Below are 15,896 nucleotides of genomic sequence, written 5' to 3' on the forward strand. Positions count from 1 at the left end.
GCCGGGGTCTCCTCCACGCACGTCGCCGGGGCCGTCCCGGCTCAGCCCAGCGCGGACGCCGCCCCCCTGAGCACCAGTCCGGCGCCCAGGGCCAGCACGACCAGCGCGGAACCCAGCGGCGCGCACCGGCGCACCAGCGCGGTGAGCGGGCCGGCGGTCCACCCAGAGCGGCGGCGCAGCACGCCGGTGAGGCCGGTGCCGAGCCTGACGACGGCGAACCCGGCCGCGGTGAGGGTCAGGGCGAGCCCCAGACCGTAGGCGACGACCAGCAGGAGCCCGAACCAGGCCTTGCCGAGCGCTGCCGCGCCCACCAGCACCACCACGGCCGACGGACTGGGCACGAGCCCGCCGGCGAACCCCATGAGCAGCGTGCCGCGGAGAGTCGGGGCGACGGGGTGGGTGTGGGCGAAGCCGCCGTGGGTGTGCTCGAGACCGCCGGAGACCGGGGAGTCGTCAGGGCTCTCGTGCTCGGGGTGGGTGTGGGCGTGGTCCTCACCGTGGTGGCCCTGGGCGGGGGCGTGAGCGTGGGCGTGGTCGTGGTCCCGCTCCGGTTCGTGCCCGCGCGGCGGGGAGTGCCCGTGCGCCGGGGAGTGCGCGGGAGCGTGATCCGGCGCGTGGGGGTGGACGTGCTCCGGCGTGTGGGGGTGGGCGTGCGGGTGAGGCCGGTCCCGGTGGTGCCAGGCGCGGCGCAGGAGGGCGGCGCCCGCGAGGGTCACCAGGACACCGCTCGCGACCCCCAGCCAGGCGATCACCGACGGCGCCGCCGCGGAACCGGCCGTGACCAGGAGGCCGAGCGCCACCACGCCGAGGGTGTGGGTGACCGTCACCGACGCCGCGAGCGGCAGGACGTCCCTCAGCCGGGCCCGGCCGCCGCGCGCCGCCGCGGTCGCCGCCATCAGGGTCTTGCCGTGGCCCGGGGCGAGCGCGTGCATCGCGCCCAGGCCGACGGCGACGACCAGCGCGAGGGCGGCGAAGCCGAGGGTGAGGTGCCGGCGGGCGACCAGGTCGTCCAGGGCGCGGGTCCAGCGGTCGGCCCCACGCGGCAGGACGGAGGCGGCGGGCGCCTCTTTCCCCCCGGCGGCCAGCGCGGGACCGCCGGGACGAACCCGCAGGGAGGCGGTGGCGGTGTCGGCCGGGGACGACAGCAACTCCTCGGGGTAGACGGTCAGTTCACGGGAGACGGAGGAGGCGGGCACGTCGGACGCGGTCAGCGTCGTCCGGTCGCCTCGTGCGGTGATCTCCCGCCAGCCGGGCCCGGTGGACGCCCCCGCACCGCGGAAGCCGAGTGCGAGCGTGCGCTCCCTCGGCAGCGGCGCCGTCAGCCGGCACTCCACGCGCAGGGTGTCGAGTCCCGCCTGACCGGGCCGCACGCGCGCGTGAGCGGCGCCGACGGTGAGGACGGCCGCGCGCCCGTCGACGGTGACGGTGCTTGCGCGCGCCGCCCGCTCGCACCGCTGCCGGGCCCACGCGGACAGGCCGAGCCGCTCGATGTCCGGCCCGGCCTGGGTCGCCGGGATCTCGGCGAGGTCCTCGACGTGGTGGACGCGCAGCGCGCCGGGGGCGGCGACGAGGCCGTCGTAGCGGTTGACGGTGAAGTTGCCCAGGGGATGCGCGCTCGCGGCGCCGGTGGGGACCAGCGCGAGCGCGCAGGCGGCCAGGAGGACCGCGGCGGCGCGGGCGCCTGCACGACGGGGGTTCACCGGGCCGCCTCCAGCGCCGTCAGCGCGGCTCGGGCCGCGCGGGCGCCGAGCGGGGAGAAGCCGGGGTTCAGCTCCAGTGCCCGGGTGAGATGGGTCCGGGCGTCACGGGGGCGGCCCGTGGCGCGTTCGATCACCCCGCGGTGGTAGAGGAACACGGCGTTGCGGTAGCCGGTCGCCGTGGCGCGGCGGGCGTAGGGCAGTGCCTCGTCGTCGCGGCCGTCGGCGTGCAGCGCCCAGGCGAGGGCGTCCGCGGTGTGCACGGTCTGCCGGCGGGCCCACTCGGCGCGGGCCGCGCGCAGGGCCTCCCGGGCGTCGCCGTGGTCGGCGGCGGCGAGCGCGGTGTCGAGGTCGGCCTGGACGCCGTTCGCGCGGGCCAGGGCGAGCCACGCGCCGACCAGGGCGTACTGGTCGCGGGCCCGGGCCCGGTCGCCCTCGCCGCCACGGGCCTCGTACAACTCGCCGAGTGCGACGAGGGGGCCGGGCAGCGGATGCGTGGCGACGACCCGCTCCATGCCCGCGACCGCGTCCGCGAGGTCACCGCCGGCGGCCTGGGCGCGGGCCCGGCCCTCCAGGGCGGGCAGGTAGGTGTCGTCGGCGGCGAGGGCGCGGGCGTAGTGACGGAGTGCGGTCGTGTAGTCGCCCTGGTTCCAGGCCAGTTGTCCGAGCTGGGTGGCGACGTATGCGATGTCGCCGGCCGACGCGGCGCTGCCCAGGGCCTGTTCGAGCACGCGCCGGGCGGTGCCGACGTCGCCGCGCAACTCGCGCACGTACGCGTACCGGGTGAACACCGGGACCCCGGGGCGCCGGGCGTCGGCGGTGTCCGCCGCCCGGGCCGCCTCGCCGTACCGGCCGAGTTCCACCAGGGCGTCGATGCGCGAGCACAGGGCGCGTTCGCTGTAGGGGTTCCGCTCCAGGGCCCGGTCCGCGTGGGCCAGGGCGCCGGTGAAGTCGTGCCGGGCGGCGGCGAGGGCGGCCTGTCCGGCGAGCGCCTGGTCGTTTCCGGGCGCGAGCTTCAGGGAGCGTGCCAGCGCCCTCGCGGCCTCGGGGTAGCGCGACGGATCGCCCTTGGTCCGGGCCTGCTCCACGTACGCCAGTGCCAGCGTCGCCCAGCCGCCGTGGTCCCTCGGCTGCTCCCGCAGGTGCGCCTGCAGGGAGGCGACGTCCGCGTCGAGATCCCGGCCCGCGGGCGACCCCGCGGCCACCGCGCCGGCCGTCGCCGGGGCAACCGGCTGACCGCCGTCCCGTACGGCACCGACGGCGACCGCGCCCCCGGTGAGCGCGACCGCCAGCAGCAGAGCGGGTCCGGCCAGCCGCAGGGCCCGCCACCGCCGCCCCGCGGCGGCGACCCGCCGGACGGCGGCCACCCGCTGCTCCTCGCCCGGCACGGGACGTGCTGCGCCGCCCGGCCCCGCCCCCAGGGCCGTCGCCGGCTGGGCGGACGGCCCCCCGCCGGGCCCGCACTCCACCGCTGCGGCCGGTCGGGCGCCGGGGCGGGAGTCCGCCGCCGCGGGGGGTTCGGTGGGGGGCCGGTCGCCCGCTGCGGCGGGGAGCGTGCCGGGGCGGGTGCCCGTGATCGTGGCCGGTTCCGTGCCGGGTCCGCTGTCCGCGGCCGGTCGCGTGTCCGGCCGGGCGTCCCGCGCTCCGACCGCGACCGAGGGAGTGTCGTGCCGTGCGTCGGTCGCGGCCGCGGGAGTGTGGTGCCGGGCGTCGGTCGCGTCGGCGGGAGCGCTGTGCCGGGTGTCCCGGGCGTCGGTCGCGGTGCCGGAGCCGTCTCGCCCGGTGTCCCGTGCGTCGGTCGCGGCCGTGATCGCGTGCCCGCCGCCCGCCGCGGCCTCCGTGCCGCGTCCGGGCTCGCCTCGCCGCGTGCGGCGCGGCGCGGCGCTCGGGGTGCCGCCGGGGGCGCCGGGGTGCGGCGCGGCCGTCGGGGCCGCGCCGTCCCCGCGCTCCGGGGGCGCGGCGGGGAGCGCGCCGTGTCCCGTGTCCCGTGCGGTGTCGTTCCTCCGCGAGGCCATGCCCTCTCCTCGGTCGCGTGTCATCGTTCAACCTGCCTGGCCGGTGGGCCCGTCGCCGTCGGACGGGTGGCGCGGCCCGCGCCGTGGGGGACGGAAACGCGGGCCGCGCCGGTCGGGGGGAAGGGACGGGCGGGTCAGTACGGGCGGTGCAGGCGGCGGCGCCACCACGCCAGGCCGGTGCCGAGCAGCAGGACCGCGGCCGCCCCCGACGCCGCCGACGCGGCGATCAGGACGGTGTTCCCGGAGCCCGCCGCCTGCGCGCCGGCCGGGCGCAGGGCGTCCCCGAGCTGGCTGCGGACGTCGGCGCCGCTGGTCGTTCCCTTGGCGAGCGGGCCGCGCGATCCCGAGGTCGGCTCCGCGACGTAGGGGAAGTGCGTCTCGAACTTCTTGTCGTTCTCGTCGACGGCGTCACCCAGGTCGTTCTTCGAGCCGACCAGTTCGCCCTCGACGACCTGGAGCGCCGCGTCGATCACGTCGTCGCCGAGCCGGCGCCCGTTCGGGAAGCCCGCGTTGTCGCCGTCCAGGACACCGAGCCGCTTCGGGTGCGGGTTCGGCTTGACGGAGGTGTTGAGCCGCAGTTCCTCCGCCGGCCGCACGTGCGGGGGCTGGTTGAGGCCCTCGACGCCCTTGAGGAAGACGTCGACCAGGTCGTTGCGCGGCTCGGCGGGTGCCTTGATCTTGTAGATGCCCTCGATGAGCTTCGGCAGCTCGGGCTGGGTGACGTTCTTCAGGAACTGCGCGTCGTCGTACGGCGTGGAGGCGTTGAACTTGTCCTTGTCCTTCTGCGGGTTGACGACCTCGTTGACCAGCGGGTTGCCGAGGCGGGAGACCTGGGTCCAGCCGCCGCGCGCGTTCCTGCGCTGGGTCGTCGACCAGATGCCCACGACCGGCTGGTGCTCCGACTCGCGGATCAGGTCGTTCGGCACCTGCAGGGCGATCGTGTTGACGTTGTAGCCGGCGAGCGTGTCCCGGCCGACCTCGGAGAGGTTCCCGCCGTACAGCAGGTCGAAGACGCGCAGGTCGAGGAAGAAGGGGTCGTCGGCCTGGCCCGCGAAGGTCGAGGCGCCCCCGGCCGTCGTGTGGACCGCGTGCCGGCGCAGCATGCCGTAGTCCGGCATGGACGCCTTGCCGACGTTGGACGGCGCCACCGGCACGTCGTCCGCGAGCTTCGTCCTGGACACCGGCTTCCGGTGGTGCAGCCTGATCAGCTCGATGTCGTACGTCTGCGTGATGTTCAGGTCCGGGTCGTCCAGGCTGGTGACCGGGCCGGTGTTGTAGAGGAACGTGTCCCCGTTCTTGCGGTGCGTGCTGAACGTGTAGCGGAAGACCAGCTCGCTCTGCGCGTCGCCGTCGTTGTCGACGTGCAGGTCGTACTGGGCGTCGTCCGCGAAGGTGTAGAAGTTCGGCCCGCCGGCCGGCTCCTCGAACGGGATCCAGTTCGCCACGATCGTCGTCGTGTCGGGCTTGTCCGGGCTGACGAACGCGTAGACGTCCGTGTTGTCGTACTGCGGCGTCCCGGAGATGAGCGGGGCCTCACGGTGGCTGGAGGCGGACGCCACGCCGGGTTCCAGCGTGGCCACGCCCGCCGCCGCGATGCCCCCGGCGGCCAGCGCCCCGCAGACGAGCGTGGCGAGGCCTCTGCGTGCCGCCCGCGCCGACCGCTGCTGGGTGGGCCCCTCGCGCCCGGAGAGACTGGAGAAAGCTGTCATGCCGATCCGTCCTCAGTGCCGACTTGCCTGTCGCCGGGGCATTCGGAGGCGGCGGCGGGGCGGATTGGTCGGCGGCCCGGAAATCTTTTCCGCCCGTCCGACCCGCGTTTTCGGCCCGCTGATCCGTAACACCTCCGGGAGGCGCGCGCGTCGCGCACGCCCCGCGTGACGGGACGGACCCGCGGCGGTCGCGGCGGAGAGGGGGTACGGGGTGGAGGCGGACGAACTCCTGGTGCTCGTGGCAGGGGGCGACCAGAAGGCCTTCGAGCAGCTGTACGGGCTGGTGTCCGGGCCCGTGTACGGACTGGTGCGGCGCGTGGTGCGCGACCCCGCCCAGTCCGAGGAGGTGGCCCAGGAGGTGCTGCTCGACATGTGGCGTTCCGCCGTCCGGTTCGACCCGGAGCGCGGCAGCGCGCTGTCCTGGGTCCTCACCCTCGCCCACCGCCGCGCCGTCGACCGGGTGCGCAGCGCCCGCGCCGCCGGTGAACGCGAGCAGCGCGAGGCGCTGCGCGCGGCCGAGCCCGCCTTCGACCACGTCGCCGAGGAGGTGGAGGCCGGACTGGAACGCCAGTGGGTGCGGCGCTGCCTGGACCGCCTCACCGCACTGCAGCGCCAGTCGCTCACCCTGGCCTACTACGACGGCTACACCTACCGTGAGGTGGCCGAGCGGCTCTCCCTGCCGCTGGGGACGGTCAAGACACGCATGCGTGACGGGCTGACCCGGATGCGCAACTGCCTGGGAGGTGTCGCATGAGTGCCGTCGACCGTCCGTGCCGTGCGGGCCGGGGAGGTGTGGCATGAGCCTCCTCGACCGCCTGCTGCGCCGCGAGGACCTGCACTCCCTCGCCGCCCCCTACGCCCTCGACGCGCTCGAACCCGGCGAACGCGTCCGCTTCGAGCGGCACCTGAGGCAGTGCGACAGGTGCACCGCCGAAGTCCGCGCCCTGGCCGAGGACGCGGTGCGGCTGGCCTGGTCGGCGGCCGCGCCGGCGCCTGCCGCGCTGCGCGAGAGGGTGATGGCCGCCGTCCGCACCACCGCGCAGGAGCCCGCCCCGGCCCGCGGCCACACCCCTCAACTTCCCCCGCACGTATGGGGCGTGCAGCCGCCACCCGGCCGCACCCGCGCGTCCCGGCCGCGCCCGCTGTTCGCGCCGTTCGCCACCGTGACCGCCGCCGCGGCCCTCGTCGTGGCCGCGCTCTTCGCCGTCCAGGCCCAGCGGACGCAGGACCGGCTGGACGCCGAGCGGGACCGGGCACGTGAGATCGCCCACGTTCTGACCGCGTCCGACGCGCGGGCCGCCACCGGCCGGGACACCCGGGGAGGCAGTATCGGAGTGATCGCTTCCGCACAGGAGGGGCGGGCCGTCGTCACGCTGAGCGGATACGGCACCCCGCCGGGCGGACGCGTACGGCAGCTCTGGCTGATGCGTCCCGGTGCGCGTCCGCAGTCCCTCGGGCTCTTCGACGCCGACACGCCTCTGGTCGCCTCCGGTCTGACCCGGTCGGCCACGTCACTGGCCGTGACCGTCGAGCCCGACGGGGGATCCGAACAGCCGACCACGCGGCCGATTGTCCAACTCGGCCTGGAATCCGTTGGATTCGGTTAGGCCTTCTCCGCGCAGCCGGGTCAGGGCCGCGGCTGCGCGGAGAAGGGGTGCAGGGAGTCCCGCAGAGCTCCCGACCCTCGCCCCCCTTCTCTCATGCGCTTTCGTCGCTGAGGCGGTCGACCGGCCTGCCGAGGAGGTGCTCAGTCGGTGAGGCCCAGCGCCCCCGCCGCCTGAATGGCCAGCCAGACCTCGGCCAGAGCCCCGGTCGACGTCAGATCACGGCCGACGAGAGCACCGAACCGGCGCAGCCGGTAGGCAAGGGTGTTGGGGTGGATGTGGAGCGCCGCCGCGGCCGTCTCGGTTCGGCGGTCGCGCTCCATCCAGGTACGGGCGGAGACCAGCAGTTGCGAGCCATGGGCCTCGTCGTAGCGCAGGACCCCGCCGAGCACGTGCTCGACCAGCGCGCTCAGGACGGCGGGGTCGTCGGGCAGCCACCGTCCCGTCGAGTCGTCGCCGTACCGGACGACGGGGCGGCCCGACTCCCCGGCCTTGGCCACCGCCCACAGCGCCTCGCGCTGGGCGACCTTCAGCGGTGCGCCCGGCCGGAAGGGGCGGCTGACCCCTGCTGTCACGGCCGGCAGCTCACCGACGGCCACCGCCAGCTCCGGCGGCCCCAGGACGTAGCGGTCCTCGCCGCGGGTGAGCAGCAGATGGGGTTGGTCCTCCAGGCAGCGCAGCAGCGCCTCGTCGGTGGTGTGGCGCACCACGAGGAGTACGGTGTCGCCCTCGATCGCGTGCCGGGCGAGCCGGCGGCGGGCCGCCTCCGGATCGAGCACCTCCTGCAGTAGTTCGGCCAGTGTCTCCGCGCCCTCGCGGCGCAGCGTCTCACGCTCGTTGCGTACCATCGCCAGCCGCAGCGCCGCCACGGTGGCGATGTGCTGGGCGACGGCGAGTCCCCCGGGCTGGGCACCCTGACGCTCGTACGCGACCAGAAAGCCCGCCGGGCCGCCGGGTGCGGGCACCGGGAGGACGAATCCGCCGGGAATCGTCGGCGGGGCGTCGACGGAAGCGGGCAGGACGGCGGGATCCGGCACGGGAACGCCGGGCAGAAGCGGGCGGCCCTGCGGTGTGCAGAGATGGACCTCGTAACCCGACAGACCTTCCAGACGGCGCAGGAGTGTCGGCGTGTCGAGGTCCTCGGCGACCAGCCAGCGCAGCGCGTCGAAGACCTGGAGCTGCGCGCCCAGCCGGTGCCGGGCGTCCTCCTGGGCGGCGGCCGCGACTTCCTGGGCGACGGCGATGAACGGGACGGCGAGCGGCACTTCGAGGACCGGGAAGCCCCGCTCGTCCGCCGCCTGGAAGAACGCGTCGTGCAGCGGGGGCATGTGCAGCTGTGCGGAGAGGGCGAGAGCCGACACCCCTGCGTCGTCCAGCCGCTCCAGGTAGGCGCGCTGCCCGGCAGCGGTACGGGGGACGGCCATGCCCGCCGTCATGATCACCTCGGCACCCAGGAGCCAGGGCGTGGGATCGGCAAGCTCGCTGGCATGCGCCCAGGACACGGACCGGTCCAGACCGGCGCTGCCGGCCCTCACGGAGAGCCGGAGCGCCGGGAAGGACAGCAGATCACCGACGGTGAGTTTGTTTTTGGCCACATAAAACAGCCTACGTCTCTGTGACGTACACAATTGTCGCTGGTCATCTGAGTGGACCAGACTGTGGCGCCTCCCCCTGTATGACCGAAAGGTGATGCCATGACGGCGTCGATAACCGAGATCGAGACCTATGGTGTGGAGCGGATCCCGGACCAGGACCGCACGGCCCGCCCGATCGATCTGTTCCGGCTCGCCTTCGGTGGTGCCAACACTTTCGCGACCTGTGTGCTGGGCGCCTTCCCGATCCTCTTCGGCCTCTCCTTCTGGCAGGGTGCCGCGGCGACCGCCCTCGGTCTCGTGGCGGGTGCGCTCCTCCTGGCCCCGATGGCGCTGTTCGGCCCCGCCAACGGCACGAACAACGCCGTCTCCTCCTCCGCGCACCTGGGTGTGCACGGCCGGGTCGTCGGATCGTTCCTCTCCCTGCTCACCGCCATCGCGTTCTTCTCGATCTCGGTGTGGTCCTCGGGGGACGCGCTGGTCGGCGGCGCGCACCGGCTCGCCGACGTCCCCGAGTCGGACGTGACGTACGGCATCGCGTACGCGATCTTCGCCGGGCTGGTCCTGGTCGTCTGCGTCTACGGGTTCCGGTTCATGCTGCTGGTCAACAAGATCGCGGTCCTGGCGGCGTCGGCCCTCTTCGTGCTCGGCGCCTTCGCCTTCGCCGGCGATTTCGACGCCGGTTACGCAGGGGCCTTCACGTCCACGGCCGACCCGCTGTTCTGGCCTTCGTTCATCGGCTCCGCGCTGATCGTGCTCTCCAACCCGGTCTCCTTCGGCGCGTTCCTCGGTGACTGGTCCCGCTACATCCCGGCCGGGGCTCCGCGCCGCCGGGTGATGGGGGCTGCGTTCCTCGCCCAGATCGCCACCCTGCTGCCCTTCCTCTTCGGCCTGGCCACCGCGTCGATCATCGCGTCGAAGGCCGAGAAGTACGTCGATCCCGCCGCCCCCAACTACGTGGGCGGACTGCTCGCGATCTCACCGGGCTGGTACTTCCTGCCGCTCTGCCTGATCGCCCTGATCGGCGGCCTCTCCACCGGCACGACGTCCCTGTACGGCACGGGGCTCGACTTCTCCAGCGTCTTCCCGCGTTTCAGCCGCGTCCAGGCCACCTTCTTCATCGGTGTGCTGTCCATCGCGTTCATCTTCGCCGGCCGCTTCGCGCTCAACCTCGCGCAGTCCATCTCGACTTTCGCCACGCTGATCATCACCTGCACCGCACCGTGGATGATCGTCATGACTCTCGGCTACGTCACCCGGCGCGGCTGGTACGACGCGGAGGCTCTGCAGGTCTTCAACCGCCGCCAACGCGGCGGCCGCTACTGGTTCACGCACGGCTGGAACTGGCGCGGCATGTCCACCTGGCTCGTCTCCGCCGTCGTGGCGGTCCTCTTCACCAATCTCCCCGGCCAGTTCGTCGGCCCGCTCGGCGATCTCGCGGGCGGCACGGACATCTCGCTGCTGGTCGGCCTCACCCTCGCGATCGTGCTCTACCTCGCCCTGCTCGCTCTGTTCCCCGAACCGCGCGCCGTGTACGGACCGGCCGGACCCCGATTCGTGCGCGCGTCGGATGCCCCGGTGCCGCCGATCACCGGCGCCGAGGAGACCGTGACCGATCCCGCCGTGGCCCACTGAGCCCCACCGTCACCCACCGCAATCGAACACGGGGGTTGCGGCCCGATCACCGAGCGCCCATGACCAGGAGCCGCACATGAGCACCACCACCGTCCAGGAGGTCCGGACCGCCGCGGACGCGCTTGTCGCCGCCTTCGCCGAGGGCCGCGTCGACGACTACTTCGGCGCCTTCGCGCCGGACGCGACCTTCGTCTTCCACACCACCCCGCGGCGGCTCGGCTCCACGGCCGAGTACCGGGCGCTGTGGCAGCAGTGGGTGGAACAGGACGGCTTCCGGATCCTCGGCTGCACCTCGTCCGGACAGCTGATCCAGCCCTTCGGCGACACGGCCGTCTTCAGCCACGACGTCGAAACCCGGGTCGCCACCCACACCGGCGAGGAGACGGTCCACGAACGGGAGACCATCGTCTTCACTCGCGCCGACGACGGCCGGTGGGTCGCCGTCCACGAGCACCTTTCCGCCCGTACCGCCGTCTGACCAGGAGAGACGTTCCATGAGCACCACCTTCCGCAACTACGTCGACGGTGCGTTCGCGGACGCCTCGGACGGCCGCACGCTCGATGTGGTGGACCCCACCACGGGGGACGTCTACGCGACCTCCCCGCTCTCGGGGGCCGCGGACGTGGACGCCGCGATGGCGGCCGCGGCCTCGGCGTTCCCCGTCTGGCGCGACACCACGCCGTCCGTACGGCAGCGGGCACTGCTGAAGATCGCCGACGCCATGGAGGCGCGGGCCGACGAGCTCGTCGCCGCGGAGAGCCGGGACACCGGCAAGCCGCTTGGCCTGACCCGCAGCGAGGAACTCGCTCCCGCGATCGACCAGATCCGCTTCTTCGCGGGCGCGGCGCGCATGCTGGAGGGCCGCTCGGCCGGCGAGTACACGGAGGGAATGACCTCCATCGTCCGGCGTGAGCCGGTCGGTGTGTGCGCGCAGGTCGCGCCCTGGAACTACCCGTTGCTGATGGCGGTGTGGAAGTTCGCCCCGGCGCTCGCGGCGGGCAACGCCGTGGTCCTCAAGCCCTCGGACACCACCCCGGCCTCCACGGTTCTGATCGCCGAGATCATCGGCGGTGTCCTGGAGGAGCTGGCGCTGCCCCGCGGAATCTTCAACGTGGTCTGCGGTGACCGTGAGACCGGCCGTCTCATGGTGGAGCACCCGACCCCCGCGATGGCGTCCATCACCGGTTCGGTACGCGCCGGCGTCCAGGTCGCCCAGAGCGCCGCCAAGGACGTCAAGCGGGTCCACCTGGAACTCGGAGGCAAGGCCCCGGCGGTGGTCTTCGAGGACGCCGATCTGGCGAAGGCGGTCGAGGACCTCGTGATCGGCGGCTTCTTCAACGCCGGGCAGGACTGCACGGCCGCGACCCGCGTCCTGGTCCACGAGTCGGTCCACGACGCATTCGTCGCCGCCCTCGCCAAGGCCGCGGCCGACATCAGGACCGGACTTCCGGACGACGAGGGCGTGCTGTACGGACCGCTGAACAACGCGGCCCAGCTCGCCCAGGTCAGCGGCTTCATCGAGCGTCTGCCCGGCCACGCCAGGATCGAGACCGGCGGCCACCGGGTCGGCGAGCAGGGCTACTTCTACGCCCCGACCGTGGTCTCCGGCCTCCACCAGGACGACGAGATCATCCAGAACGAGGTGTTCGGCCCGGTCATCACGGTCCAGTCCTTCACGGACGAGGCCCAGGCCGTGCGGTACGCCAACGGTGTCGACTACGCGCTCGCCTCCTCGGTGTGGACCAAGGACCACGCGCGGGCGATGAGAATGTCGAAGAACCTCGACTTCGGCTGTGTATGGATCAACGCCCACATGGCCCTCGTCGCCGAGATGCCGCACGGCGGGTTCAAGAAGTCCGGCTACGGCAAGGACCTCTCCGCATACGGCTTCGAGGACTACACCCGGATCAAGCACGTCATGACGTCGCTCTGAGGTCCGGCAACGGCACCGGTGGCGGGCCGTCGGCGTCGACGGCACGTCCTGGACGTCCTTGTGCAGAACCGGCAGACCCCGATCCGGGTGCGGCATCGGGACATCGCAGTGAGGTGCTGCCGGAGCGGTCCGCCGAAGCAGGGGTTCGTCGTCGGTCGGGCAGTGTCCCGTCGCCTGCCGGCGAGCGCCGAGGGGCTGCCGGCGTACGGCCGGGCATCCGGCGGATGCGGCCACGAAGGTCCAGGACGGCCACACGGCCAGATCGGTGAGCTGGTCGAGCAATCAGATCGGCGAGCTGGGCGAGCGATCGTCAACCCTCTTGCGGGGAAGGTGAATCGTGTGGCCGCGATACACGGGTGCCCCGACGGGGCGATAGGGTTACTCTGCCCGGGCCGGGTGGACTCGTACGGGTGGGGAGTGACATGGAGCAGATAACAGTGCGCAGCAGGGCGAGGGTTCCTGCGATCACCTGCGGGAGCAGCGCGACCAGTTCGCGTCTCGACCGCCATCTCGCGGTGCTGGCGGGACCTGCCGTCCCGCAGCGCGAGACGGCCGAGGCCACCTCGCTGATGCGCGAGTTGACCGCGCGTGACACGCACGACCGCACGGGCAGGGGCGCACGGGTCAGCCGGGTGTCGCTGTTCGCGCCGCTGCGCCGGCTGCGCCGCTCGCTCTTCGGCGGGCACTGACCGGGCGCGGCGTCCCCGCGCCGTCCACCAGGACCCGCGCTCAGGCCGCCACACCGTCCCGGCGCAGCGCTGCGATCTCGTCGTCCGTCATCCCCACGGCACGCAGCAGCGCCTCGGTGTGCTGACCGAGCGCGGGCACGTCCCCCATGCGCGGCGCCGATCCGCCCGGCAGCGTGATCGGCGGCAGCAGCGCCCGCAGCGGCCCCACCGGCGTCCCCACCTCCCGCCACCGCTCGCGGGCCGCCAGCTGAGGGTGCCGCGCCACCTCGTCGACGCCGCGCAGCCGCGCGCAGGCGATGCCCGCTCCCTCCAGCCGCGCCAGCGCCTCGTCGGTGGCCAGCGCGCCCAGCGCCTTCGCGACCAGGTCGTCGGTGCGCCGCCGGTTCGCCACCCGGGCCGCGTTCGTCGCGTACTCCGGTGCCGTCCCCGCCTCCGGCTGGTCCAGCACCTGTTCGGCCAGCCGCCGCCACTCGCGGTCGTTCTGCACCGACAGCAGCACCCGGCCGCCGTCCGCGGTCGCGTAGGCGTCGTAGGGCGCGATGACGGCGTGCGCGAGACCCGTGCGAGCGGGCGGAGTGCCGCCGTGCATCGCGTGGTGCAGCGGGTGGCCCATCCACTCCGCGAGGGCCTCCAGCATCGACACCTCCACCGGGCCGCCGCGCCCGGTCGTGCCACGCCGCACCAGGGCCGCGAGCACCCCTGAGAAGGCGTACATGGCCGCCGCGATGTCGGCCGCCGGGATGCCCGCCTTCACCGGCTGCTCCGGCGTGCCGGTCACCGACACCAGTCCGGCCTCGCACTGCACGAGCATGTCGTAGGCCCGCTTGTCCGCGTACGGCCCCGAGGACCCGTACCCCGAGATGTCGACGGCGACCAGCCGCGGGTGCGCGGCGCACAGCGTGGCGGCGTCCAGGCCGAGCCGGGCCGCGGCACCTTGGGCGAGGTTCTGCACGAACACGTCCGCGCCGGCGACCAGCCGGCGGACGACGTCCAGGCCCCGCGGGTTCTTCAGGTCCAGCGCGATCGACTCCTTGCCGCGGTTGCACCACACGAAGTGCGAGGCGAGTCCGGCGGCGGCGGTGTCGTACCCCCGTGCGAAGTCGCCGCCGTCGACCCGCTCGACCTTGATGACCCGGGCGCCGAGGTCGGCGAGCTGCCGGGTCGCGAACGGGGCGGAGACCGCCTGCTCGACGGCGACGACGGTGATGCCCTCCAGGGGCAGGGGGAGCTGGTCCACGGAAGGGATCATGTCGTCTGAGCGGCGGTCCTGTCACCAGCCGAGCACCGCGGACCGGAGACCGCCCGGGCTCCCGGGCCGGCCGGTCGCGGTCCGGGGGCGGCCGGTCATTCCGTGCCGGCCCCGGCCCGCGTACGCGCCGCCCGCGCGAGCGGAGGTCGTGAGGGCTTCGTCACAGGCCGCGGTCCGGCCGCCACCACGGTCCCCGCGGACGCCACTGCCCCGCGTCGACGCAGCCATGCCCGTGCTCCCGCCGGACCACCCGCCCGGCAGGCCGTCCGCCGGCCGGCGGCTGCGAAGCCGCGACGGAACCCCAGGAGCACCGCGGTCGGGCACTCGCGGCCGGCGGCGGCTCTCGCGCGGGGACCGGTGCCGGCCGGCAGGCGCGGCTGCGCAGCCGGCCACGACGGAACCGCCTGCGGCGGCGCGGTCGGGCACCCCGCCGCCGGCGGCGGGCCTCGCGCGGTGACCGGTGCCGGCCGACCTGGAGCGGGTGTCCGGGCGGGCGGGCAGCGCGACGCCTCCGCACCCTCGCGCGCCCCCGGGGAGCGCGGCCCGGCCGCTGCCGGGGTCCGGACGTCCGTGCTCAGAGCAGGGCGAACTGGCCCTCCGGGCCCTCCTCGTGGAAGTCGAGCACGGACGCGGGGCGGCGGGCCGTCCGCGGCACCGGCAGCACGCCCGCCGCGCGCAGGTCCGCCGCCGTGATCGGGGCGCCGGCCGCCGCTTCCGGCCGCAGCGGGGGCAGTTCGGCGAGCAGGGTCAGGACCGTGATCAGTTCGAGCAGTTCGGACGTCCACGCCTGCGGCCAGGCCGCCGGGCGGATCGCGGCCAGGGTGCCGGGCTCCGCCTCGGCCGTCCGGGCCGCGAACCACCGCTCCAGCACGCGCCCGCCGCCGGCCTCGAAGTCCCACGCCGCGGCCGGCACCGGGGAGATGCGGCCCCCGTCCAGGTGCAGGGTCTCCTCGTCGCGGTCGTAGTGGAGGGTCAGCGGCCGGGCCGGCAGGGGCGCGCGGACGTAGGGGCGGCGGCCGCCCGGCAGCTTGGGGCGGTCCCCGTCGCGGCGCATCAGCCAGAGCGCGCGGCGGCCCGACTCGACGCCGGCCGCCCAGAGTCCGGCGTCCCCGGTCAGCGGGACGGCGAGCCCACCGGGACCGGGGCGCACCGCCGTGAGGATCCAGGCGAGGACGTCGACCGGGTCGGGGCGGTGGCCCAGGCGGTCGGCCAGGAGCCCGGTCAGGCCGGGGGCCAGATTGGGTTCCACGCCTCCCGGGCGGCGGTACAGCGGGCGGACCCGGCCGGGCCCGAGGAGGGGCAGCAGACTCGTCGCCAGCAGCAGCGGCCCCGTGCCGCCCGGCACGGCGGCCGTCTCGACCGCGAAGACCTGGCCCGCGTCCGCCACCCGCCACAGCTCCGGGCGGGCCGCGTCGATCAGCCGGTGGTCCGGGATCAGCCACTGCTCGTCGAAGGGCGCCCGCAGCACCCGCACCGGCGCGGGGCAGGGGCCCGCCGCGCGGGCCAGTCTGCCGGTGCCGCCGGACCGGCCCGGCAGCTGCCCGACCGCCGTGTGCAGCGTGCGGGAGCGGGTCGGCTCGAACAGGGCCTCCCGGTCCGGCCCGACGGCCTGGACCAGGGCGTCCCAGCGCGCTGTCAGGCAGGCCGCGTCGGGGGCCGCCGGCCACCCCCGGCCGAGCCGCGGCGGTGCGACGGACCACGGCATGAGGTCCGCCAGCAGCGGAGCGTCGTCGTGCGTCACGCCGGGCATCGTACGACGGGGCGCGGGCCGC

At 74.7% G+C, this 15,896-nt stretch carries 12 protein-coding genes; 6 read left to right on the forward strand and 6 right to left on the reverse strand.

The genetic code is table 11. The features are described from left to right. Positions 1-41: 41 nt before the first annotated feature. The 3 genes from ABZ920_RS17535 to ABZ920_RS17545 all read right to left on the reverse strand — a co-directional run bounded on the left by ABZ920_RS17535 (position 42) and on the right by ABZ920_RS17545 (position 5,421). Positions 42-1,700 carry a nickel transporter gene (locus ABZ920_RS17535; RefSeq protein WP_361505045.1) on the reverse strand — a complete coding sequence of 553 codons (1,659 nt, stop codon included), beginning with the start codon at positions 1,698-1,700 and terminating at the stop codon, positions 42-44. Then, the gene (locus ABZ920_RS17540; RefSeq protein ID WP_361505048.1) at positions 1,697-3,712 is read right to left on the reverse strand and encodes a hypothetical protein; all 2,016 of its coding nucleotides are present in this window, start codon (positions 3,710-3,712) and stop codon (positions 1,697-1,699) included. Before ABZ920_RS17540 ends, ABZ920_RS17535 begins: the two co-directional genes overlap by 4 nt. A gap of 134 nt (positions 3,713-3,846) precedes the next feature. Then, positions 3,847-5,421, reverse strand: a complete 1,575-nt coding sequence (locus ABZ920_RS17545) for a DUF4331 domain-containing protein (RefSeq protein ID WP_361505051.1) — start codon at positions 5,419-5,421, stop codon at positions 3,847-3,849. Between the two features lie 211 nt (positions 5,422-5,632). Here ABZ920_RS17545 and ABZ920_RS17550 point away from each other — a divergent pair, with 211 nt between their 5' ends. Continuing rightward, positions 5,633-6,175, forward strand: coding sequence for a sigma-70 family RNA polymerase sigma factor (locus tag ABZ920_RS17550; protein ID WP_361505054.1), 543 nt, complete (start codon positions 5,633-5,635; stop codon positions 6,173-6,175). 43 nt (positions 6,176-6,218) lie between these two features. Next, positions 6,219-7,028, forward strand: coding sequence for an anti-sigma factor (locus ABZ920_RS17555; protein WP_361505057.1), 810 nt, complete (start codon positions 6,219-6,221; stop codon positions 7,026-7,028). 140 nt (positions 7,029-7,168) lie between these two features. On the opposite strand, the gene ABZ920_RS17560 is transcribed toward ABZ920_RS17555, so the two are convergent. After that, positions 7,169-8,620 carry a PucR family transcriptional regulator ligand-binding domain-containing protein gene (locus ABZ920_RS17560; protein WP_361505060.1) on the reverse strand — a complete coding sequence of 484 codons (1,452 nt, stop codon included), beginning with the start codon at positions 8,618-8,620 and terminating at the stop codon, positions 7,169-7,171. Positions 8,621-8,719: 99 nt separating this feature from the next. Here ABZ920_RS17560 and ABZ920_RS17565 point away from each other — a divergent pair, with 99 nt between their 5' ends. From ABZ920_RS17565 to ABZ920_RS17580, 4 genes are all read left to right on the forward strand, one after another. Beyond that, a complete protein-coding gene (locus tag ABZ920_RS17565) occupies positions 8,720-10,252 on the forward strand; it encodes a cytosine permease (protein WP_361505062.1) in 1,533 nt (510 codons plus the stop codon). A gap of 76 nt (positions 10,253-10,328) precedes the next feature. Next, a complete protein-coding gene (locus ABZ920_RS17570) occupies positions 10,329-10,730 on the forward strand; it encodes a nuclear transport factor 2 family protein (RefSeq protein WP_361505065.1) in 402 nt (133 codons plus the stop codon). 16 nt (positions 10,731-10,746) lie between these two features. Then, on the forward strand, positions 10,747-12,186 hold the full coding sequence (locus ABZ920_RS17575; RefSeq protein WP_361505068.1) for a gamma-aminobutyraldehyde dehydrogenase: 1,440 nt from the start codon (positions 10,747-10,749) through the stop codon (positions 12,184-12,186). Positions 12,187-12,608: 422 nt separating this feature from the next. Further along, positions 12,609-12,875: a hypothetical protein gene (locus tag ABZ920_RS17580; RefSeq protein WP_361505071.1), complete on the forward strand. Its 267-nt coding sequence runs from the start codon at positions 12,609-12,611 to the stop codon at positions 12,873-12,875. A 40-nt stretch (positions 12,876-12,915) separates the two neighbouring features. On the opposite strand, the gene ABZ920_RS17585 is transcribed toward ABZ920_RS17580, so the two are convergent. Both ABZ920_RS17585 and ABZ920_RS17590 read right to left on the reverse strand, forming a co-directional pair. Beyond that, positions 12,916-14,124 carry a CaiB/BaiF CoA-transferase family protein gene (locus ABZ920_RS17585; RefSeq protein WP_361505074.1) on the reverse strand — a complete coding sequence of 403 codons (1,209 nt, stop codon included), beginning with the start codon at positions 14,122-14,124 and terminating at the stop codon, positions 12,916-12,918. A 574-nt stretch (positions 14,125-14,698) separates the two neighbouring features. Further along, positions 14,699-15,874, reverse strand: a complete 1,176-nt coding sequence (locus ABZ920_RS17590; RefSeq protein WP_361505077.1) for a type ISP restriction/modification enzyme — start codon at positions 15,872-15,874, stop codon at positions 14,699-14,701. Positions 15,875-15,896: the final 22 nt, after the last annotated feature.

It is taken from the genome of Streptomyces sp. NPDC046831 (genome assembly GCF_040645305.1).
Taxonomy (GTDB): Bacteria; Actinomycetota; Actinomycetes; order Streptomycetales; family Streptomycetaceae; genus Streptomyces.

What these genes read in the sequence shown, in the direction of transcription:
- ABZ920_RS17540 (WP_361505048.1), bottom strand. Translation starts at nt 3,712, where the DNA reads ATGGCCTCGCGGAGGAACGACACCGCACGGGACACGGGACACGGCGCG.
- ABZ920_RS17545 (WP_361505051.1), bottom strand. Translation starts at nt 5,421, where the DNA reads ATGACAGCTTTCTCCAGTCTCTCCGGGCGCGAGGGGCCCACCCAGCAG.
- ABZ920_RS17555 (WP_361505057.1), top strand. Translation starts at nt 6,219, where the DNA reads ATGAGCCTCCTCGACCGCCTGCTGCGCCGCGAGGACCTGCACTCCCTC.
- ABZ920_RS17565 (WP_361505062.1), top strand. Translation starts at nt 8,720, where the DNA reads ATGACGGCGTCGATAACCGAGATCGAGACCTATGGTGTGGAGCGGATC.
- ABZ920_RS17570 (WP_361505065.1), top strand. Translation starts at nt 10,329, where the DNA reads ATGAGCACCACCACCGTCCAGGAGGTCCGGACCGCCGCGGACGCGCTT.
- ABZ920_RS17575 (WP_361505068.1), top strand. Translation starts at nt 10,747, where the DNA reads ATGAGCACCACCTTCCGCAACTACGTCGACGGTGCGTTCGCGGACGCC.
- ABZ920_RS17580 (WP_361505071.1), top strand. Translation starts at nt 12,609, where the DNA reads ATGGAGCAGATAACAGTGCGCAGCAGGGCGAGGGTTCCTGCGATCACC.
- ABZ920_RS17585 (WP_361505074.1), bottom strand. Translation starts at nt 14,124, where the DNA reads ATGATCCCTTCCGTGGACCAGCTCCCCCTGCCCCTGGAGGGCATCACC.
- ABZ920_RS17590 (WP_361505077.1), bottom strand. Translation starts at nt 15,874, where the DNA reads ATGCCCGGCGTGACGCACGACGACGCTCCGCTGCTGGCGGACCTCATG.